Origin of the sequence: Mucilaginibacter gossypii, assembly GCF_017569325.2 — a bacterium.
Lineage (GTDB): Bacteria > Bacteroidota > Bacteroidia > Sphingobacteriales > Sphingobacteriaceae > Mucilaginibacter > Mucilaginibacter gossypii.
Genome location: NZ_CP071878.2, coordinates 5,977,049 through 5,998,257, shown reverse-complemented (window position 1 = coordinate 5,998,257; position 21,209 = coordinate 5,977,049). Strand labels below are relative to the sequence as shown.

Annotated in this window: 19 protein-coding genes; 5 read left to right on the top strand and 14 right to left on the bottom strand. The window is 43.0% G+C overall.

What is annotated here, in order from left to right; all coding sequences use genetic code 11:
* Window positions 1-22: 22 nt before the first annotated feature.
* The 7 genes from J3L18_RS25495 to J3L18_RS25465 form a co-directional block, all read right to left on the bottom strand.
* Window positions 23-1,237, bottom strand: coding sequence for a glycosyltransferase family 4 protein (locus J3L18_RS25495; RefSeq protein ID WP_129571931.1), 1,215 nt, complete (start codon window positions 1,235-1,237; stop codon window positions 23-25).
* Window positions 1,238-1,294: 57 nt separating this feature from the next.
* Window positions 1,295-1,891: a ribonuclease HII gene (rnhB, locus tag J3L18_RS25490; protein ID WP_090532602.1), complete on the bottom strand. Its 597-nt coding sequence runs from the start codon at window positions 1,889-1,891 to the stop codon at window positions 1,295-1,297.
* Between the two features lie 86 nt (window positions 1,892-1,977).
* On the bottom strand, window positions 1,978-3,216 hold the full coding sequence (locus J3L18_RS25485; RefSeq protein ID WP_091169137.1) for a PP2C family protein-serine/threonine phosphatase: 1,239 nt from the start codon (window positions 3,214-3,216) through the stop codon (window positions 1,978-1,980).
* A 40-nt stretch (window positions 3,217-3,256) separates the two neighbouring features.
* The gene (locus J3L18_RS25480; RefSeq protein ID WP_129571930.1) at window positions 3,257-4,465 is read right to left on the bottom strand and encodes an ABC transporter permease; all 1,209 of its coding nucleotides are present in this window, start codon (window positions 4,463-4,465) and stop codon (window positions 3,257-3,259) included.
* Window positions 4,466-4,686: 221 nt separating this feature from the next.
* Window positions 4,687-5,817, bottom strand: coding sequence for a glycosyltransferase family 2 protein (locus tag J3L18_RS25475; RefSeq protein ID WP_129571929.1), 1,131 nt, complete (start codon window positions 5,815-5,817; stop codon window positions 4,687-4,689).
* Window positions 5,814-6,776, bottom strand: a complete 963-nt coding sequence (locus J3L18_RS25470; protein ID WP_091169130.1) for a lysylphosphatidylglycerol synthase domain-containing protein — start codon at window positions 6,774-6,776, stop codon at window positions 5,814-5,816. The genes J3L18_RS25475 and J3L18_RS25470 overlap by 4 nt, the downstream gene beginning before the upstream one ends.
* Before the next feature lie 81 nt (window positions 6,777-6,857).
* Window positions 6,858-7,703 carry a dienelactone hydrolase family protein gene (locus tag J3L18_RS25465; protein WP_129571928.1) on the bottom strand — a complete coding sequence of 282 codons (846 nt, stop codon included), beginning with the start codon at window positions 7,701-7,703 and terminating at the stop codon, window positions 6,858-6,860.
* A 244-nt stretch (window positions 7,704-7,947) separates the two neighbouring features.
* On the opposite strand from J3L18_RS25465, the gene J3L18_RS25460 reads away from it, so the two are divergent.
* Window positions 7,948-9,126: a sensor histidine kinase gene (locus J3L18_RS25460; protein WP_208102381.1), complete on the top strand. Its 1,179-nt coding sequence runs from the start codon at window positions 7,948-7,950 to the stop codon at window positions 9,124-9,126.
* A gap of 153 nt (window positions 9,127-9,279) precedes the next feature.
* On the opposite strand, the gene rbp is transcribed toward J3L18_RS25460, so the two are convergent.
* Entirely contained in the window at window positions 9,280-9,657 is a 378-nt protein-coding gene (gene rbp / locus J3L18_RS25455; protein WP_091169120.1) for an RNA-binding regulator, read from the bottom strand.
* A gap of 311 nt (window positions 9,658-9,968) precedes the next feature.
* A complete protein-coding gene (locus J3L18_RS25450; protein ID WP_091169118.1) occupies window positions 9,969-10,421 on the bottom strand; it encodes a 3-oxoacyl-ACP synthase in 453 nt (150 codons plus the stop codon).
* Window positions 10,422-10,514: 93 nt separating this feature from the next.
* Here J3L18_RS25450 and J3L18_RS25445 point away from each other — a divergent pair, with 93 nt between their 5' ends.
* Both J3L18_RS25445 and J3L18_RS25440 read left to right on the top strand, forming a co-directional pair.
* Window positions 10,515-10,703, top strand: a complete 189-nt coding sequence (locus tag J3L18_RS25445; RefSeq protein WP_129571927.1) for a hypothetical protein — start codon at window positions 10,515-10,517, stop codon at window positions 10,701-10,703.
* Window positions 10,704-10,748: 45 nt separating this feature from the next.
* Window positions 10,749-11,411 carry a hypothetical protein gene (locus J3L18_RS25440; RefSeq protein WP_129571926.1) on the top strand — a complete coding sequence of 221 codons (663 nt, stop codon included), beginning with the start codon at window positions 10,749-10,751 and terminating at the stop codon, window positions 11,409-11,411.
* A gap of 194 nt (window positions 11,412-11,605) precedes the next feature.
* Here the strand turns inward: J3L18_RS25440 and J3L18_RS25435 are convergent, their stop codons facing one another.
* From J3L18_RS25435 to J3L18_RS25415, 5 genes are all read right to left on the bottom strand, one after another.
* Window positions 11,606-12,403: an alpha/beta hydrolase gene (locus tag J3L18_RS25435; protein WP_129571925.1), complete on the bottom strand. Its 798-nt coding sequence runs from the start codon at window positions 12,401-12,403 to the stop codon at window positions 11,606-11,608.
* An 8-nt stretch (window positions 12,404-12,411) separates the two neighbouring features.
* Window positions 12,412-13,530: a Zn-dependent alcohol dehydrogenase gene (locus J3L18_RS25430; RefSeq protein WP_189549500.1), complete on the bottom strand. Its 1,119-nt coding sequence runs from the start codon at window positions 13,528-13,530 to the stop codon at window positions 12,412-12,414.
* A 607-nt stretch (window positions 13,531-14,137) separates the two neighbouring features.
* Window positions 14,138-14,785: a gluconate 2-dehydrogenase subunit 3 family protein gene (locus J3L18_RS25425; RefSeq protein WP_091169104.1), complete on the bottom strand. Its 648-nt coding sequence runs from the start codon at window positions 14,783-14,785 to the stop codon at window positions 14,138-14,140.
* Between the two features lie 20 nt (window positions 14,786-14,805).
* Window positions 14,806-16,542: a GMC oxidoreductase gene (locus J3L18_RS25420; protein WP_091169100.1), complete on the bottom strand. Its 1,737-nt coding sequence runs from the start codon at window positions 16,540-16,542 to the stop codon at window positions 14,806-14,808.
* Between the two features lie 130 nt (window positions 16,543-16,672).
* Window positions 16,673-17,335, bottom strand: coding sequence for a 3-keto-disaccharide hydrolase (locus J3L18_RS25415; RefSeq protein WP_208102382.1), 663 nt, complete (start codon window positions 17,333-17,335; stop codon window positions 16,673-16,675).
* A gap of 960 nt (window positions 17,336-18,295) precedes the next feature.
* Between J3L18_RS25415 and J3L18_RS25410 the strand changes: the two genes are divergently transcribed.
* Both J3L18_RS25410 and J3L18_RS25405 read left to right on the top strand, forming a co-directional pair.
* Entirely contained in the window at window positions 18,296-19,345 is a 1,050-nt protein-coding gene (locus tag J3L18_RS25410; protein WP_129571924.1) for a hypothetical protein, read from the top strand.
* 300 nt (window positions 19,346-19,645) lie between these two features.
* Window positions 19,646-21,013, top strand: a complete 1,368-nt coding sequence (locus tag J3L18_RS25405; RefSeq protein WP_311084455.1) for an IS110 family RNA-guided transposase — start codon at window positions 19,646-19,648, stop codon at window positions 21,011-21,013.
* Window positions 21,014-21,209 lie beyond the last annotated feature (196 nt).

The following is a 21,209-nucleotide window of genomic DNA, read 5'->3' as shown; positions in this document are numbered from 1 at the left end:
CAACAACGGCATAGGGAATCCCTTATTCAGGTAAATCAACGTTCAGGCTTTGATAAAAAGCAACAAGGCCCGGTGCTATTACATGCACATCGTGCTGTTCTTCAATTAAACGGCGGGCGTTGAGGCCAATATTACGGCAAAATTCTTCGTCGGTAATACAGCGTTCAATGGCATCATAAAACTCCTGCCGGTTATTAGCAATAAGGATATTAGTGCCATTGGTAAAATTGATGCCTTCGGCACCTAATGAGGTTGAGATAATACATTTTTCCATTGCCATACCCTCTACTATTTTAACCCGCATGCCACCGCTTGAAAGCAAGGGCACCACCATAATAGCCTTACTGTTCACAAACTCAGAAGCATCGTCAACCTCACCCTGGATAAAGATCTTTCCCATCGCTTCGTACTCATCAAAGCTATCGGGGATGTTATGCCCGGCAACATAAAATTTTACGCGGAGGTCGCCCTCGGTAAGGTCTTTATAAAAATTCTCAATAAACCATTCAATCCCTTCCCGGTTGGGCATCCAATCTAACGAACCTAAAAAAAACAAACTTGGGAACTCCGTTTTATTATAGTCCGGCTTATAATCGGCCAGGGAAATACCTACCGGAAAAATATCAACCGGAATGGTAACACCGTATGATAACAGCGTTTTTTTATCTTCATTGGTAAATACAGCAATGGCATCAAATTTATTAAGCTGCTGCAGCTCATAATCTTTCACCCGGCGGGCCAGCAAATGCAAGTACCACTTCTTAAACAGGTCGGTTTTTCGTTGTGCCAGCCTCATCCATACCTGGTGTTCAATATTATGCGACCGGTAAATTAACCTGGCTTTGGTATACTTACGCATAGCGGCCAGGTAAGGCGTTACAAACAGGCCTTCAAACTGGATAACATCATATGACGTCTGGCGCAATTCGCGCAGCAGGAGTTTTTCAAATTCGGCATTGTAATAACGATCAACATCGTTTGATTTTTTGTTGAACAGGTTGGTTATGGAATCAAGTACCGATACATTGATGTTAATATCATATGATGTGTACCTGATCTTCTGTATCAGCTCATCTTCGCCTGTTTGTACACTACCATGATATCTTTTCCCGTTTAAAGCCACCAATGCAACTTCATGCCCAAGTGCAATCAACCCTTTTATAGTATTGCAAACCACAATAGCGTAACCGCCATTCTGCGGAAATGGTACACGATGTGTTAAAATTAGGATCTTCAAACGGTGGATTTGGTTTTTAACAAAAATACCATCCTGAACGTGGTATTCAAAACTTCATTAAAAAATACTTAACTGCGGGTCGGTTACCCTGAAAGTACGGCGGTGATAGGGCGTAAAACCAATCTTCATTACGGTTTCACGATGCCTTATAGTTGGATAGCCTTTGTTGGTATGCCATTCATATTCCGGGTGTTCGGCCGCTATCTGCATCATATAATCGTCGCGGTAGGTTTTGGCCAGGATAGATGCGGCCGCTATGCTGAAATATTTTCCATCGCCTTGTATAATACACTCATGTGGGATGTTCCGGTATTTTTTGAAGCGATTGCCGTCGATGATCAGGAACTGGGGTTCAAGATGTAATTTTTCGATGGCCCGGTGCATTGCCAGGAATGATGCATTGAGAATGTTGATCTCATCTATCTCCAGATTATCAACAGATGCTACGGCGTAAGCCACCGCTTTTTCCTCAATTTCGGCCCGAAGCTGGTACCTTATCTCTTCGGTAACTTGTTTGGAATCGTTTAGCAGGTGATGATCAAAATCAGGGGGTAAAATAACTGCGGCGGCAAAAACAGGCCCGGCCAAACATCCTCGTCCCGCTTCATCGCATCCTGCTTCCAAAAATTCGTACTGGTACCTGGCTGATAACATCCGGCAAATATAATAAGAGTTGTAAACGTGTTAGTAAAACAATTAGTATGATGTGTTTTTCAACATGTAGTTAACGCATCCTTTACTTAAAAAATTTTTAGCGTAAGCAGGGTAATATCATCAATGGGCTTGCTTTTATAAACGTTGCTCAAATAATCCAACAGCGCCTGGTTAAAATTATCGGGCGATAGCTCGCCATGCGCAAGCACAAAATCAAGTAATTTATCCTCATTCCATATTTTGGTGCTGGGCGATTCAAAATCCATGAGCCCATCTGTATAGTTAAAGATCAGGCTGCCGGGCTCCACATCAACTTCGCCCTCGTTTAAAAAAGGCAGATCTTCAAAAACCCCAATCATGGTGGTACCCAGTTTAAGTGGAATGGCACCGCCTTCTGAATAAAGTATAGTTGGGTTGTGCCCCGCATTGATATAATTAAGCCGTCGTTTTTTTTGATTATATCGCGCAAGGAACAGGGTGATAAACCGTTCGCCTTTGGTATTGCTGAGTACAATCTTATTTAAACGGTCAATAATATTGGTCAAATCATCCTCAACCGCCGCCCAGGCATGCAGGCTGGCCTGGAAATTGGCCATCAGCAAAGCAGCCGAAATACCCTTACCCGATACATCGGCAATACACCATAAAAACTCATGCTCATTAAGGCGGATAAAATCAAAATAATCACCGCCGATGTTTTGATGCGGAAGATACTTAGCCCCAATCTCCACACTATCATCTTTATGTTCACGCATGGGGATCAGCATATTCTGCACTTCCACCGCAAGCTCCATCTCGCGCAAAAAACGTTCTGATTGCAGCCGTTCGCGGAAAAGTTTTTTATTTTCAAGCGCCACAATGATCACGTTCATCAGCGTTTGGATGAAATTGAGATCATTGTTAAGCATCTCGCCCGAGGTATTAAAATCGCCGATAAGGGCATAGGCAAGAGCTTTGCTTTTGTGATATACCGGGATAAAGTAATTGTATTTTTTAAGGAGGGGGTCGCGATGCCCGGCAATAGCTATAGGCGCTTTAACTTTACTCAGCTTTTTACACGCACGCGCCAGCACTACCGATGATTCAACGTCGCCGCCATACTTGGCTATACAGGCAAATTTATCATCCTTTTCAATCAAAAACCTGAGTTTACCTACCTGCAAATAGTTTTGCAGAATAACTTCCAGCATTTGAATGAGGATAGGAGTAGCGGTATTTTTGTTTATGGCCCGCGTTATTTCCAATAAAGAATTTAATTCCGACTGCCGTTTGAGCAAAAGCCTGATCAATTCGTCTTCGCCGGAACCGTCGTCTACATTCAGCATATTGATATAAGTACGCTGACTAAAATAGAGGAAATAATTTTTAAATACGAGTACTTTGTGATTTTATATCAAAGGCATCGCGCAAGCCAACGGTTACCAGGTTAAAAGCATAAACCAGCAGCATAATGGCCATACCAGGAATGATAGCCAAAAAAGCTGAGTCCATAACAATATATCCATAATGCTCCTTGATCATGCCGCCCCAGGTTGGCATAGGCGGTTGTGCGCCAAAACCCAAAAAGCTAAGCCCCGCCTCTAAAAGTATAGCCGAGGCAAAATTTGAGGAGGCCAAAACCAGTATTGGCCCGGTTATGTTAGGCAAAATATGTTTAGCTATAATACGCTTGTTGCTAAAACCCAATGCACGTGCGGCCTCAATGTACTCCACCTGTTTAAGGCCCATTACCTGGCCGCGCACCAGGCGCGCCACTTCAACCCACATGGAAAGGCCAACGGCTATAAATATTTGCCATAATCCTTTACCCAGCGCAAATGATATGGCGATCACCAATAACAGGGCAGGCAGTGCCCATAAAATATTCATCAGCCAGCTTAATGATGAATCAACCCATCCTCCAAAATAACCCGCTACAGCCCCTACAGTTACGCCCAGCAGCATACTGATGATAACCGACATTAACCCAACAGCGAGCGAGATCCGTGTGCCCAGCAGCAGGCGGCTCAGCATATCCCGGCCATAACCATCAGTACCAAGTAAAAAGGCTTTAGCCCCGATATTCTCCTCCCGTAAGCGGGCTTCAAACTTTTGATAAACAGCCGGGATTGCAGGCAGGGCAATTGTTTGGCCGTTATAATTAAAAATAACCTTCCCGTTTTTATAAACCGGCTTTTGCCCGGTCATTACCTCAAAAATATTGTAGGCTTTTTTCTCGGGCTTATCTTCATCGCCAATATATCCGTTAACGTAAATAGAATCTTTAACGAAATGATACCCCGTAACAGGAACTTCTTTATAAAACGATGGCTGCCCATACAGCATCCTGCTGAACAAATTTACAGTATCAACAGCCTCCGCTTTCCTGAGCTTTAACATCATATAGGTTGAGCCTGGCTTTTTTATACTAAGCTGTATGATCATATTATTGGCCAGGGGCGTATCATCGGGCATAATGAGGTAGCCCAGTATCGCAACAAGCAGCGTAAGCAGGATAAATGCAAGCCCGCCTAAAGCAATTTTATTATGCTTAAAAACATGCCAGGTGCGTTTTGCTGGTGTAATTTCGGCCAATGTGTTAATAGTTCATGTGTACAGGCTAAATATCGCTTAAATAGGTGCAATTAGCAATAAGGACGGCTTTCTTTACATTTAGATAGCCGAAAGCTCAAAGCAGAAAGCTGAAGGCCGAAAGCATAAAGCTTACGGGCCTCTTATCACTAAATCCAGTACATCTGATCTGCTTTGGTTAAGCCCCAATTTCAGCTTTATGCTTTTAGCCTTGAGCTTTTAGCTCATTTAACGATTCTGCCTTTCCAGGCATACTTCTTATTTTTCCCTAAAAAACCGATAATAACGAAATAAAGGATATTAAGCGGCAAAACGAAGCTTACGTACAGCAGCAGTTCGCGCCGTTTTAAGAAGTTCATGATCGGTGTCATGTATAACAAGTCTATCGCATATTTAATTCCGATAGTAAGCAAAAACAATTTCAGGAAACAGATATCGAAAATACCCAGCACGGCGGTTAGCAATAGCATAAAATTACACAGCCAGATACTAAGCGCAAAGGCAACCATTTTTTTATTTTTGTACTTGGTTGATTTTGATGCCCAGCGGCGCCTTTGCTGTATAAACTCTTTTAAATTAGGCTTTGCGTGGGTATATACAATTGCTTCGCGCCGTTTTAAAAAGCCTATCTTGCCGGGATAACGCTCTCCAACCTTGTGCAATAAAAGTTCATCATCGCCCGAAGCCAGGTCATCAATGCCGGTAAAACCGCCAACTTCATAAAATACATCTTTACGATAAGCAAAATTTGCCCCATTACAGGTGGCAGCAAAACCATGACCTAAAAACGCGCCCCCCATACCAATAAGCGATGAAAAATCAAGCGTTTGCATGCGCTCAAACACCGATTGCTCCTGGAAATAAGTTACCGGCGAAGAAATCATAACCAGGTCATGCTGCTCATAAAAGCCAACTATAGTACGCAGCCATTGATTACCCATGCGGCAATCAGCATCTGTTGCTACCATTAAGTCGCCTGTTGAAAGTTTAATGGCTTCGGCTATCGCTTTCTTTTTATAGGAGTTAAGTGTTTCGCCAAGCTTAAGCTGCAATAGCTTTACGCCCTGTGCCGCATAACTGCTGATGATGGCCGCAGTATTATCTGTTGAATGATCGTCAACAATGATGATCTCCACCAGGTGTTTGGGATAATCCTGGGCCAAAATATCTTCAATGGTAAGGTGGATCTTCTCTTCCTCATTACGGGCCGCAATAAGCACAGTAACTTTGGTGCTAAATGCTTGGGCGATAACCGGAGGGATTGTGACCTTTGCCCAGCCTATCCGGAGATAGATCAGCAACAGCACATAAAGCCCTATGGAAAATAATGAAATAATACTAATCAGCGCGGTCAAAAGAATTTGAGTTTTAAAACAAACAACGATCCTAAAATAGCAGGAATAAATAAATTAATAAGCCATATTGACGATACACCGGCTATTACGGCGATATTTTGATCTGTCACATACACAAACAGGTGCGAAGCAGTAAATCCGCGTACACCAATATCAAAAAGATCAAGCGATGGGATGGCTGACGATACCACAAAAAACAGCATCAGCATCAGCATCATGGATACAACAGCCATATGCGGCATCAACAACTGAAAAACCAGAAAATACTGCATTGAAAAGGTGATATACCGCGCAATACTAAAACCCATGATCTTGATAAGCTCGTGGGTGTGATACCGGCCCATTACTTCAAAAAAGCGATGATATTTTTTAATGAACGGAACCCTGTCAAGCAAAGTAACCGCCCAGTTGATATGAAAATAAAATATCAGCTGCATAGCTACAATTATAACGCCGATAGCAACTACGCCCCAGGCCAGCAATAAATTGGCATGAATGAAATTGACTACAAACCAGATCATGGCTATTACGCCCAAAACATTGGTTACCGAACCCTGGCTAAATGAACCTACGCCCATGGCAAAAATGCCCGGAATACGTTTGCGGGGCGGCAAAAACATAACGCGGCCGCCATATTCGCCCAGCCGGTTCGGTGTGGTTACAGCCCAGGTAAGGCCGCAAAAAACAGCCTCAACGGCTTCCCATAATGAAATATTGATTAATGCTTTGGTTACATAGCGCCATTTAAGCGCCTCCAGAAACCAGTTTAAAAACATCAACATAACCACCAGCCCCATAACAATAACAACATGGGTAGTACTTATTTGCGATGCGAAATGTTCAAACTGCTTTAGGTCGTTATTCTTTTTGTTGAACTGCCGGTAAATAAACCACCCTGCAATTATCAATATACCGGCCTTAAGAAGATATGAAACAACCTTTTTAGCAGAGCGTGTCAAATAGATAAATTTTATGCAATGTTACAAAAAAATGGGGCATGCTAAAGCTTGCCCCATACAACACTGCACGGTTAATTTTGTTTACTTCAATCTTGCCTTTAAAAACTCCAGCGTATTTGCATATGCGTCCTTCGTAGCATCGCTGTTATAAATAGGATTGCTCGGGTTTGCAAAACCATGGTCGGCATCATACTGGTGCAGGTAAACCTTTTTTCCGGCGGCTTTCATATCAGCATCAAATTTAGCTACAACCTTAGGGTTAATCCACTGATCTTTATTGGCGAAGTTCCCCAGCACATCGGCGTTTAAGGTTTTTAGTTTATTTACGTCCTGCTCGGGCATACCATAATACATTACACAAGCTACCGCCTTTTTACCCGCAAGTAAGCTGGTTTGCAAACTCCACCCGCCGCCAAAGCACCAACCAATAGTAGCAATATGTGCTTTGGGGCCGGCATATGCTATTGCTCCGTTTACTATAACACGGGCCCTGTCATCATTTACCGCCTGCATAAATTTCCCCGCGTCTTCGCGTGTGGTAGCTACCTTGCCGTCGTATAGGTCGAGGTCAATGATGTTGACGTTACCCAGGTCATTATATAGCTTTTCTGATTCTTTTTTTACATAGTCATTAAGGCCCCACCATTCGTGTATCACCAATAAATAATTATTAGTGGGCTTTTTGGCTTTCATGAAAAATGCTGATGCCTGTTTACCATCCGGCGTTTTGTAGGTGATGACCTCGCCGATACTGCTTTGAAAGCGGATTGGCAAAGGATTTTTGTGCGACATTTTGAACCGGCTGTCGGAGGCCAGCATGGCAAACTGCTTTGTTGCCGATGGATTGCTGCAGCAAACTACTTTGCGCTGCGCAAAAGTTATAGTGGTTAAGCTGATAAATAATGTTAATAAGAGCAGTTTTTTCATATGGTTCAATTTTATGTTAATGAATGCTGTTGTGCATTAAAACAATTACGTTGATAATACAGTTTTAGTTGCGCGAGGAATAATGTGATTAACCGGCATAAATTTATGATAATGTATACACACTTACCTAAAATTTAATGCACACCTGTTTATTATCTACTGAATCTTATTTGGGTAAAAACACGTATATAACAATTACCAATATATATTTAATATGCCTGTCCCGCCAATCCCTGACAATGAAATGGAAAGGCTTTTAAGCCTTTCGGAATTTGATCTTGATTATACCGAACACAAAGACAGTTTTAAGGACCTGGCTAAGTTGGCAGCCAAAGTTACCGGCACGGAGGTTTCGCTGGTTAATCTTATCGACTCCTATACACAATGGAGTATCAGTGGTCATGGTTTAGAAATTGAACAAATGCCCCGTGAGGATTCGGTTTGTCAGTATACTATTATAGACGGAGAATATTTTGAGGTTGAAGACTTGCGGAATGACGAACGTTTCCGGGATAAATTTTATGTAACCGACGGGCCCAAATTAAGATATTATTATGGCATACCGCTAAAGGTAGGCGACGATCATAATATCGGGGCCTTATGTGTGCTTGATAAAAATGTTAAGGAACTCACACCCGAAAAGGTTGAACTTTTAAAGATCATTGCCAATGAAATACTAAGCAGGTTAAAAGACCTGAAAGTAATTAACAAACTAAAAAGTAAGCTTGCTGAAGCCAGCGAAATACAAAAAAAGGTAGCTCACGATATCCGCGGGCCTTTAAGCGGAATCATCGGCCTCGCTCAGTTGATCAGCGAACAGGGGGAGTCAAACCAGATAGAAGAGGTGCTGGAGTTTACCAACCTGATCCATAAAAGCGGGCGATCGATACTGGAGCTTGCAGATGAGATCCTGAGTGCTGATAAAAACGATCATAAACCCATATCCAATGGGGCGGAATTTAACCTGCTTGTATTTAAAGATAAAATTGAACGGCTTTTTATTCCGCAAGCCCGCAATAAAAACATTATGCTTACGGTTACAACCACATCCGAATCGGAGCGGATTCCCTTTGCCCGGAATAAACTGTTACAAATAACAGGGAACCTTATCTCAAACGCCATAAAATTTACTCCGGCTGGCGGTTATGTTAATGCAGATTTGAGCCTCGAACCGAACGACCATACCCATATACTGCAAATCCAGGTGAAGGACAGTGGTGTCGGCATAGATGAAAAAGCTATCGAAAAAATACTGAAAGGCAATGCAGCTTCAACAACAGGAACAACCGGCGAAGCAGGATTTGGCTTTGGGCTGGCATTAGTAAAACATCTGATCGAAACCCTTAAAGGGTCAATCAATATCTACTCAAAACCTGGCCAGGGGACTGTATTTGAGGTAAGGCTGCCGCAAAAAATGCAATAATAAAAGAACCTGTCCGGAGCAATAATAGGGCATAGATGTTTGCGTAGGCAAAAAATCCCTAAATAAGTTGTTTTCCTGAAGGTAGATTATAGATGCAATACTTAAAGTAAAATACCGACCTTAAAGCCCGGTACTTTACTTCAGGTTATATTTTTACCAGCTTTTGCCGCCGCCACGGTTATCTCTTGAATAGCCGCCACCGCCACCGCGGTTGCCGCCACCGTAACCACCGCCGCCACGGTTACCGCCACCATAGCCACCGCCACTGCTTCTGCGGTCGCCGCCTGGTTTTTTCTCTTCTGCCTGGCTTACTGCAATTGATCTTCCTTTAACTTCAGAACCGTTTAGGCCGCTTATAGCTTGTTGTGCTGCCTCATCATCTGCCATTTCAATGAATCCGAACCCTTTGCTTCTTCCTGATTCCCTGTCAATAATAATTTTTACGGAGTTAACTTCACCATAAGCTTCGAAAAGCTGCTTTAAATCGGCTTCCCCTAAAGAAAAAGGAAGACTTCCTACGAATATGTTCATTAATATTTAGTTTTTAATGGGCATGCTTTGTTAATTACCCACGTTTTGTTAACATCAAATATAGTAATAGATATTTGATGATTACTGCATGTTTATGTGAATGAGTGCTTTTATTTTAAAAAAAATTATTTTTTTGACCCTTTTGAGGAAATAAATGGTGAAAGCCAACCCATTAATACAAAGGCCAATCCGTTTTGTTTTGAAAATATAGTGTTTTCGTAAAATAAATATAGAAAGAATGGGCCGCCCGTATTTTTTTAATATTAAAGTAACATAAAGTTATTTTCCGAAGATAAATCGGTATTAAAAACCTAAACAACCGACTCAATTTTATAGCGTTTTCCATTTAGCGCAAACTCATCTCCGGCTTTTTTGCCGTTAAGTAAATTGCCTATTGGAGATGCGGGCGAAACCGCGAAAAATGTTTTGCCATTGAGTGTCAAAACACCGGCGCTAATGGCCAGGTAAAAATTGCCGTTATTGGTAATTATCACACTACCAGGTTCCGCATGTACCGGAGCACCGGTGGTACCAATCCGGTTTAAGGCTACCAACAGCTTATTTGCCTCATTTAGCTGCGCCATATTGCGGTTGGTTTCCTGCTGCGCCATTTCGCGCCCGGTTTCATATTTATCGCCGGCACTGCTTTTAGTATCATCAGTCGACGACTTTTGTGCATCGGCTATGGCAAGCTCTGTGGCTTCCATAATTTTACGCACGTGATTAACACATAACTGGTGTAATTCTTTCTTCAAATCGCTCATCTACTAAATCAAATAAAAAACGAAAATAGGGAAAAGGCTAACATCAGTTAATAATAGTTCTTTATTTAGCAGTTCTTTAACAACATAAATTATATGGCTACCGACGGGGTAAAAATAATTGACGGAGATCTTGCTCATGATACTTATTGGGGCATTATGGACCTATATGACAGTAAGGTTGATTTTGAACTCATCAAAGACAAATTTCCGGTGATGGAATTAAGCCATTTTGACGATTATGACAACGAAATTTATATCACAGCCTGTGCCTTAGCATACTAGGAAATCGGGAAAATCAATGCTGAAATATTATCCCTTGTAAAGAGAATGATTGACAAAGGCATCAGCGTCGCGATTTGGACCGAAAGTTCTGTAAACGAAGGGAAAGCCCGGCACTACCAACTTGAACGATTCTGGAAAAAGATATCCCTGGAAAACGTTAAGATAAGAACCCCTAAAACATACCGAACCATTACAAACTTATACTTTAAGCCAGATACAGCACTAACCTTTAAGCATATCGACGACAGTTATAGGGTGATTATCTGTATCGATATTATCCAACACCGCGGCGCATGTGATTATCGTTTTGCGTTGACAACCTATCGAGCAAAAGAAAAACCTACTTTGGCCAATTTACTAAACAGTGAGATAATTGGCAGAAAGATGGGCACCGGTTACGATCAATCAGAAACCAGGGCACTGCAGCCAGGAGTTGAACGTGTCTGGGAATTTGAAAAGGAGGGAGGAAACTGCAATTTCTTTTTTGGCATTGTTCAATTTAGCATAAATCATAAAAATCTAACAAGCTTCAATAGCAAGCTTGAAAGTATCGGCACCTTAAAAATGTTGCCTGGGCTAAAAAAGTCTGGTTCACTAAGCGGACTTAGTACTTTTGAAGATCTCGAAGCAGAATTTCTTGATTTAGAAAAACGCCTCAGAATATTTGGCGATAAAAAATACCCTGTAAAAGTGTTGTGTGACCTTTAGCAAAAATAAAAGCCCCCTTGCACTCGCTGCTTGGGGGCTTTAAACCTAAACCTTATCACTATTTGCAGGCGTTAACCTACAAAGTAGATAAACGTTACGAAGTGCAATAATGGTATGTATGCCTAATTAAAACTGACAAAATAATGATATTCGCACATTACAAGCCAGTCGTTAGTTTATATTAACTGCCTTATCTACAGCTTACCGGCAAAAAATTTAAGGGTTGAAATAATATGTTTTGCCCAGTATGACCACTCGTGTCCACCCTGGTTTTCTTCATAAATATGAGGGATCTTTTCCTTATCCAGCTTTTTATGCAGGTCACGATTATAGTTAATCAGCAAATCATTTATACCGCAATCAAACCGAACAGGCGGCAGCTGGGCCCTGTACTTTTTAAATGTTGCAAACACATCTTCATCGTCCACAATATCCTGTGCATAGGTTTTTAAGGGCTCGCCGGCAAAAAGTTTGATCTGTGGCAGGCTTGTTATAGACGACAGCCCGGCAATGGCTTTAAATTTATGCCCGTATTTTGCGCCGATCCTTAAAGCGCCAAAGCCTCCCATAGAAAGACCGGCGATAAACAGCGGTGAGTCTTGCTTTGCACCCGGAATATTTTCCATTACAGCCGTAGGCACATCCTCGGCTATCCACTGTTCAAAATTAAAGCCGCTATGCGGTAAATATCCCGACCCATCGCCCCAAAGCCCGTCTGACGGCATGGCTAATATCATTCTTGGCAATTCGCCTTTTTCAATAAGTGCATTGGTTTTTAAATGAACGCCTGCGCTCATAGCCCAGCTCCAGGCGCTGCCGTATACACCGTGCAGCAATATTACAATGGGCAAAACCTCGTTTTTATTGGCTCCAGGCGGAACGTATACGCAAATATCACCCCGCCCCTTTAAATTGGGTGTTTTTACAGTTATAAACCGTAGCTGATTACTTTCATATTGCGGATTGGAAATTTCTGTAGTCTTAAATGGCATGAGCTTTTTTAGTCGAACACGATAACCCCTTTGGCATTCCTGCCTTTCAGCATGTCGTCAAAAGCTTTATCAAGTTCGTTTATAGAATATGTATGTGTAATCATTTCTTCAAGTAATAAGTGCCCGCTGGTATAATGTTGTACTATATCCGGAAAATCAATTTGCGGGCGGCACTTACCATAAAGCGGGTTAAGGTAAATCTTATCCCATTCAAAAAGGCGCATATCAATGGTAATCTCCTGTTCAATCCCGCTTACCTGCACCGCTGTGCCCGCATTACGCACCATTGCTAATGGAGCCGCACCTAATTCGGGAATTGCAGTGCACTCAAATGCATAATCGGCCCCGCGGCCACCGGTAAGCTTTTTTACCTCTTCGGCGGCTTTAAGCAGGCCTATATCATCTTTCGTGGCTAAAATAGTGTGTGTTGCACCAAACTTAACAGCCATTTCAAGCCGGGTAGGGTTAATATCAATAGCTATGATCATACCCGCGCCGGCAATTTTTGCACCTTGTATTACATTAAGGCCTACACCGCCGGTTCCCAATACAACTGCCGATGAACCCGCTTTTAGTTTAGCTGCATTTACAACAGAGCCATAGCCGGTCATCACCCCGCAACTAATGATACTTGCCGCCGGGAACGACATGCTTTCTGAAGTGTTTTTTACCACAGCAGATTCCTTTACCAGCGTATAGCCCGCTATGGTACCAATATTAAAAGACCTTAAAATGGGCTCGCCATTGTAAGTTGTTCCGTCGAGACAGGCATGGCCCGGAGTGTAGCCATTGCCGCCGGCTGCAACCGGCGAGGCTACTTCACACAAATGCAGGTTACCCTCCAGGCACTGAAAGCATTTGCCGCAATGCATGGCCCAGTTTAAGATCACCTTATCCCCGGGTAGTACACTGCTAATATTTTTCCCAACAGCAACCACAATACCAGCGCCTTCATGACCTATAATGAGCTGCTTTCCCCAGCTTAATGAGTCATGATCGGCATGGCAAAGTCCCGCCGCTTTTATTTTAACCAGCACTTCATCTTCTTTCGGTTCATTCACCACAATATCCTGTACCGAAAAACCACCCTTTCCATTGGCAATAGCTGCCTTGCATATTATGGCCATAATTGGGGATATGTTAAACGCTTTTCATACACCGTTAAACCGGTGGTGCAAATAATAGCAATTACCATAGATTACCATATCAGCAGTGCTGGATACGCCAAGCCTATGCAACAAAAATAGGTTAAGCCATGATTCTAAAACTTTAGCAAATTGTCCAAAAAGTGGCTTATATTATCCGCGAAAAGGCTCTTTATAACATTCAGCAATGTTTTTAAAGAATCATCGGATAAAATACACCAGTTTTCCACGCCTGTAGTTATTGTTAATAATCAAGCCTTTACATCACTTTAAACTTCAATTATAAAGAAGCAAAAGGGGGGAAGCTGGCGGTAAATTTATCCGCATTTGGCGTGGAGCCGTAGGAGTTAAATTGAAAAGTAATCTTAAAAAAAACTTGCGCCCGTTTGCAACGGGCGCTTAATATGGTTCGGCGATTGTATCGCCAGTTGCGTCATAAACGCAAACCCAAGTTAAGCATTCGTTGCAAACGGGCGCAAGAATAACCTCCATGTCATTTTGAGCGCAGCATGGCAGCCGCACGGAAACAGATCCGCACCGAATAGCTACTAGATTGCTTCGTCGTCTCTCATCTATGACATGTTTTTTCTTACATCGAAGCCGAAGCCTTCACATTTTCCATACCGTAATGCTTCAGGATATCATCAGGTACACCTGTCCACTTGCCGGGTTGGTTACCTGCGTAGCCAATATCTTTCACCCCGATTTCGCTGGTGAAAAAGCCTGATGCTGTAAGATCACGCATGCGGTTGAAGAAAGCCACACCCTGTGCCATTTCTGGCTTAGCTTTAGCGGGGTAAGCGATCATGTCAATCAATTGAATCTGTTGATCTTTTGTGCAATCGGTAAATGGTTTACCGAAACGGTTAAGGCATTGTAAATCCAACCAACGTAAACCACCACGCATCGGGGTTTGATGATCCGGCATATCTTTTACAATAAACTCGATGAAATCAGGCACCTTGGCATCAGAAGCACTGCCCGATTTATCATCCTTAGGGATAATGATGTCGGCAAGCACAGTGATGGTTGCCATCTCTGCTGTGGTGAAAAACTTGTCGGCATGCAGTTTTTTATCCCGCTCAACCTCAAACGGCTGGCGACCTACTTCGTCACCGGCTGCTGCGGTGGTTGATTCTTCTGCGCCTTTTTTAGTATCGGTTTTACAGGCCTCCAGTAATAATCCTGCCGAAAGTGTTCCTAAGCCCAGGGCTTTGAGGGAGTCACGTCTGTTCATAAAATTGTTATGTTAGCTTGTTAAACGTTTAATTTTTTTCTTTCCTGAATAATATATTCTGCAGTACGCATTGATAACGCAAGGATTGTCCATGTGGCGTTTTTATCACCCTGCTGCACAAATGGAGCAGCGTCAACCACAAACAGGTTTTTACAATCATGCGCCTGGCACCATTTATTTAAGGCCGATTTTTTAGGATCGTTACCCATGCGGATAGTACCTACTTCATGGATGATCTTACCCGGAGCTTCCAAACCATAGTTGGTTTCAGGGCCTTGAGGTCCACCATAAATTGCACCGCCCATGTTGTGCATAATTTCCTGGAAGGTTTCCTGCATGTGCTTAGCCTGTTTAATTTCGTCAGGTGCCCATTTGTAATGGAAACGCAATACCGGGATGCCATATTTATCAACTACGTTAGGATCAATTTCGCAATAATTATCATAACGGGCAATTGCAGTACCACGACCGGCCATACCAAACTGGGTACCATAAAAACGACGATAGTCATCTTTTAATGATGCACCATAGCCGCCACCATCTTTCATTTTACCATCGCGGCCCGGAACAACGCCGTTCATGTTTTGGATACCACCGCTAAAACCGTATGATGGCATATGTAAGCCACCACCGTACTCGATGTGATAACCACGAGGGAAATCCAGTTTTTTATTATCTAACCACCATGGCGAGTAGATGTGCACACTGCCAACGCCGTCTTCGTTGTAACGCTTACGGTCCATTAATTCAGGAAGGAAACCACCGGCACTTGACCCGGTTGAGTCATGCAGATAATGCCCTACAACACCGCTGCTGTTAGCCAAACCGCCTGGATGCTGGGCCGATTTTGAGTTAAGCAAGATCCTGGCCGATTCGCCTGCGCTTGCACCAAGGATAACTGTTTTGGCGTTAACCTGGTACTCTTGCAAATCTTCTTTATTAACGTATGATACACCGACAGCCAGGCCTTCGGCGTTGGTTATCACCTCGCGCACCATAGCGTTGGTTATCACCTTTAAGTTACCGGTTTTAATAGCCGGGATTACCAAACATGATGATGCCGAGAAATCACCATAAACTTTACAACTGCGACCGCATTGCCCGCAGAAGAAACATGCGCCACGGTCTTTATTGCCCGGTAAAGCTTCTGTTAATACCGAACCACGGCCCGGAATAATTTTAACACCTGCTTTTTGAGCACCTTTTACTATATAAAGCTCATTAAGCCTCGGTTTTGGCGGAGGCAGGAAGATACCATCCGGCTCATTCTCCAAACCTTCTTTAGTACCGTAAACACCTATCATACGGTCAACCTTATCATAGTATGGTTTTACATCGTCATAGGTGATTGGCCAGTCGTCGGTAAGGCCGTCTTTGGCCTGGAAATCACGCGGGCCCATCCTTAATGAGATCCGGCCCCAGTGATTGGTACGGCCACCCAGCATCCGCGAGCGGAACCAGAAAAACTCTGTTTTATCTTTTGTTGTGTAAGGTTCGCCGTCGATTTCCCAACCGCCATAGGCAGCGTCAAAATCGCCGAAAGGACGGGTAGTACCGGCACCGCGGCGCGGCGACTCCCATGGCCATTTTAACTGTTGTGAATCTTTAGCAGGGTCAAAGTAAGCACCGGCCTCAAGCATTAAAACTTTTATGCCGGCGTTGGCCAATACGTAACCGGCCATACCCCCGCCGGCACCCGAACCAACAATCACCACATCATAGGTGGCTGATGATTTTTTAATTTGCAGATCGCTCATATTATATCAAAGTATCCTTCTTTCTTATACGAAGAGAAATTATACATGCCTGGAGCATGTTAACACAATTTAAGTTATGGTATAAAGATATGAACAGGGCACTATATCCGTACCCTGTTCATAAAAAATATTAAAGCTGTTTCAATTTAATGTTACGGTAGCTAACCAGGTGACCGTGATCCTGCAAAGCAATGTGGCCTTTAGGATATTGGGCAAAACCTTTCCAGTTTTTAAACTTGCTATCAGCTAATACTTTGTTCCATTCGTCGCTGCCCATTTTTACATCAACAATTTGGGTACCATTAAGCCAGAAAGTAAGCTGACCATCTTTTTTGCGCAATTTCACTTTGTTCCATTCGCCGGCCGGTTTGCATACATCTTTTGAAGGGGCAATCATATCATACAATGAACCCGCAAGGTGGTTGGCTTTTTTGTTATCGCTGGCATCTTTATTATCAAGCACCTGCATTTCCATGCCAGTTAAGTAAGTTGCGTCAAATTGAGGGTCTTCATGCACCCCGAAAATAATACCGCTGTTACCCTCTTTGCTAATGTTCCACTCTAAGGTAAGTTCGTAGTTTTCGTACTCGCCATCGGTAACCAGATCTCCATGACCTTCTGCTGCCTGAGGATCGAGTTGCAAAGCACCATCAACAACCTTCCAGCCTACAACGTCTTTTTTTAAGTAGGTGTGCCAGCCATTGGTGGTTTTCCCATCGAACAGTTTGGTTTGTGCCGATACCGACAGGCAAAAAGCCGGGATGGCCATCAGGCCAAGCATGATTTTTTTCATAAAATTATAGTTGTTTTTATAGTATCAGAACCGCCATTAAAATAGCGTTGGTTGGTTGCGGCGGCTCCTGTTGGTTTCATTGTTTTGCTTTGTACAAGGTATCTGACTTAAAAAGTATAAAACTGTTTAAGGGCGTATGTTGATAAAACGTTTTAATTGCAAATTAACTGAACATTTTTTTAGGTTGGGCTAAATATATTGGCTTTTTTTTAATGCTAAAACGATTATCGCAAAAATAAAGTATAAGCCTGCGAAAACTGAGGTAAAAGCTTGGTTACAATAGGCAATTTGTGGTAGATGGATAACATCGAGCGGGCGCCTGATTGTAACAAATGAGGTGTCCCAATTTTTTGATTCTCCACAAAAAAGTGAAAAACCGCCGGCCGGTATTTTTTAAAAAAAAGTAATGTTCCATTTTTTGAGAGTGAAACAGCGGAACGGCTTTTTTATGAAACACATTGATAATCAGCCACCTAAAAAACAAAGCGAAACAACTTTAAACAATTGATTATCAATTAGTAAAACCTAAAGGAATAATCAAAGGTGTTTCATGTGCGGGCCTGAAAAACCCTATTTATTTTCGCTGTTTTTAATGGATTTTAAAGTTTTTTGGATTAAGCAGAATGAACAATAAAGAGTGCTGACAAAATCCTGCCACCATAATGCTGGATGGAAAGGTGTTGTTTTGCCCAGGGGGCAAAATAACACCGGGCTTTAGCAAACACTATGCCGGCGCCGGCGCCGGGCCGATTGACAAACAGCCAACAAACGTTCATAATTTCTGGCCAATGTCATAAGAAAGTGCTTAGGGATACATTTACTTAGTACTGACATATCCCCCGGTATACAAAAACTTATAATAAGTAATATTGCGCCATTGTGGTTAACCGTATTTTAACACATAAGATTAATCATAAATAACTATAACCCAAGCATTATCGGTACTTAACACTTACTACATTGATCACTTTTTATTTTATAAAACCAGGTTTCAAGAAATCTGGTTTAACGCGGCGTTTTAGTTTAACATTTGCATTAAAAGCGATTTGCTTACTGCTCCTTTTTATTACTGTTGACAATTTAACAGCGGCTGCGAATACCCGCACAGCTACCCCGGCCGATACACTGGCCGACAGCGCACTGATGAAAAAGCGGCTGATTAACCAGGCATTTGATCACATTTACGAGCAAAACCTGCGGGTATCAGAAGGAGGAAACGATTACTTTAACAAAATAAAAACCCAGCTCACTGCCGATCTGGCGCCGAACTTTGTTTTATTCAGCACGCCAAAGTCGCATTTCTTTTTTGTGTTTACCCCACGAGTGAAGATCCGCCTGCTGGCCTCACATGGGGCGCCGGTAAAATCGCCAAGCTTTATGCCGGGCGGTACGGTGTATTTCAGGGTGAACGAGGACACTTACAATCCAAAGTTCTTTTCGTTCGGTTACTCACATCATTCCAACGGCGTACGCGGACCATCACTTAATCCCGACGGCAGCTTTAACCGCGATAGCGGCAAGTTCACCACCAACTTTTATACTTTAACTTATTACAGCGGTAAACGCTTTGATAAAAAAGACCTGATCATTAACCGTTATGATAACCTGGGCTTAGAGGTCCACGCCGGTTTGTTTAACCTTGGCTTGTCCGAAGGCTTGAAAGATCATTATGGCTTTATCCGCATTAATGGTAGTCGTATGTACAACTTCGCCAAAGCCTATACCGACCCTATTGATAAGAACAAAAAAGTATACCAAAACTGGCAGCGCATCCGGTTCGACTTCACTTACATTGCCGATAAGTACGATAATTACTCAACCTTTGATTTCAAGAAACGTTTAAACGTGAGCCTGAAATACTATTACCAGTTTCCCTTTATGCCTGATGCCGCCCTTATGGTTGGCGGAGGCTACCGCGGACAGGATGATTACAACCAGTTTTTTGAGGATAGCTATGGGTATGTTACCATTGGCTTTGCGACAAGCTTAAGCTTTCATACGCATAAGTAGGAGGTTTAAAAATCTAAGCCCCGCCGCCGATCGTCATTGCGAGTAACCATCAGGGAAGCCCTGAAAAAAAATGAAATGACATGCATTGCGATGAGAAGTAAGATATTTGTCTTGAACATCGGGCAAACTACACACCCCGTATAACCCTTGGGGCCTTTAAGAGCCCGCTTGCGAGTTTGGGACTGTCGCTTTTTGCAAAAAACATTATAGGGAACCACCAGTTCTGACCAACTGGTGGTTTACCGCGCTTTTAAGCTTAGACTTTTTAAAGCGGCAGAGTTTGCCCTGTTTTTTAAAAATATGGGCAAAGCTAAACAAAACAAAAAGAAGAAGGGGGCAGGAACTCCTGCAGGTTCAAAAAAGATGGAACGATTTGGGATTCTTTACCCCAGATCAGCCGGGATCGATGTAGGGAGTATGCTCATGGTCGTATCTTACACTGATTCCAGGGATCAGATCCACCTGAAACAGTTTGACAGTTTTACCTCCAGTCTTAATAAACTGGCCGACTTGCTACAGGGGGAAAAGGTGGAGATCGTAACGATGGAATCAACCGCCAACTATTGGATGCCCCTGCATAGTATCCTTGAGTCCCGGGGCATAAAGGTGGTGATGATCAACCCAAGCCATTATCGGAATGTATCGGCACGAAAAACGGATATTAATGATGCACAGTGGTTGCATAAGCTGCTTACCCATGGTCTTTTACGCGAATCACATATTGCTCCGGCCTGTTACCAGGACCTGCGGCAATATATCCATGAAAGGCAGATCTGCCAGGACCAAAAAAGCGATACACTCAACCGTATCCAAAACACCCTGACCAAAATGAATATCAAGTTCCAGCACCTGATCAGCGATATTGAAGGTGTATGCGGCATGAAGCTTTTGCGGATGATCTGCTCAGGGATCTCAGATCCGGAAAAACTGCTTTGTAGTATCGATCATAAACGGCTGAAAGCAAGTCAGCAGGAATTGCTCCATTCTCTTGAGGGAGACTACCGGGACAGCCAGATCAATACACTTAGGGGCAGCCTAAAGGCATACGACTTTTTTAAAGAGCAGATGCTTTATTACGAACAGCACATCGAACAAACGCTTAAACTATTGGCACCGGAGATAAAAAGCTCAAAGAAACAAGGCATGGTCCGCAAGAATCAATATCATATCAACTTAAAAGATTACCTGGTAGCAATTTTGGGCGTGGACCTGACAGCAGTGGAAGGCTTGGATGAGATCGGCTTGCTAACGATACTGGCAGTAACAGGGCCTGAGATGAGCAAATGGCCTACCGCAGGCCATTTTACAAGTTGGTTAAACCTGTCACCCCGTCCTAAAATAACAGGAGGCAAGCTCGTAGGCTATGAAAAACGGATCACCCACAACCCGGCTACGCAGGCTTTCAGGTTGGCGGCAAACTGCCTGTGGCAAAGCAAGGGGCCGTTAGGGCAGCAATACCGAAAATTAGCTGCAACTAAGGGAAAGGCAAAAGCTATTAAAGCAGTGGCCAGGAAAATAGCCGTGATATTTTATAATATGGTACTTAAACAGGAAGCCTACGATGTCACTAAAGTCCAGCAAGATGTAGAGGTTCAAAAGGCAAGAAAGATCAGCCGTCTGCAAAAAGAAGCGCAAAAACTTGGTCTTACACTCCAAAAATCAGCTTGATTATGAATCTCTTACAGACACGTCATTATAAGGTACGAAGCAATCGCGAACAGTACAGAGAGACTTGCATAGCCGCTCTGCAAATCGGGGATTGCTTCGTGCCTCGCAATGACGGGAGAGAGATAAAAGAAAAAGCGGTTTCGTAAACGAAACCGCTTTTTCTTTTATGGCTTAATCAATCGTTGCCGAAAGCCTG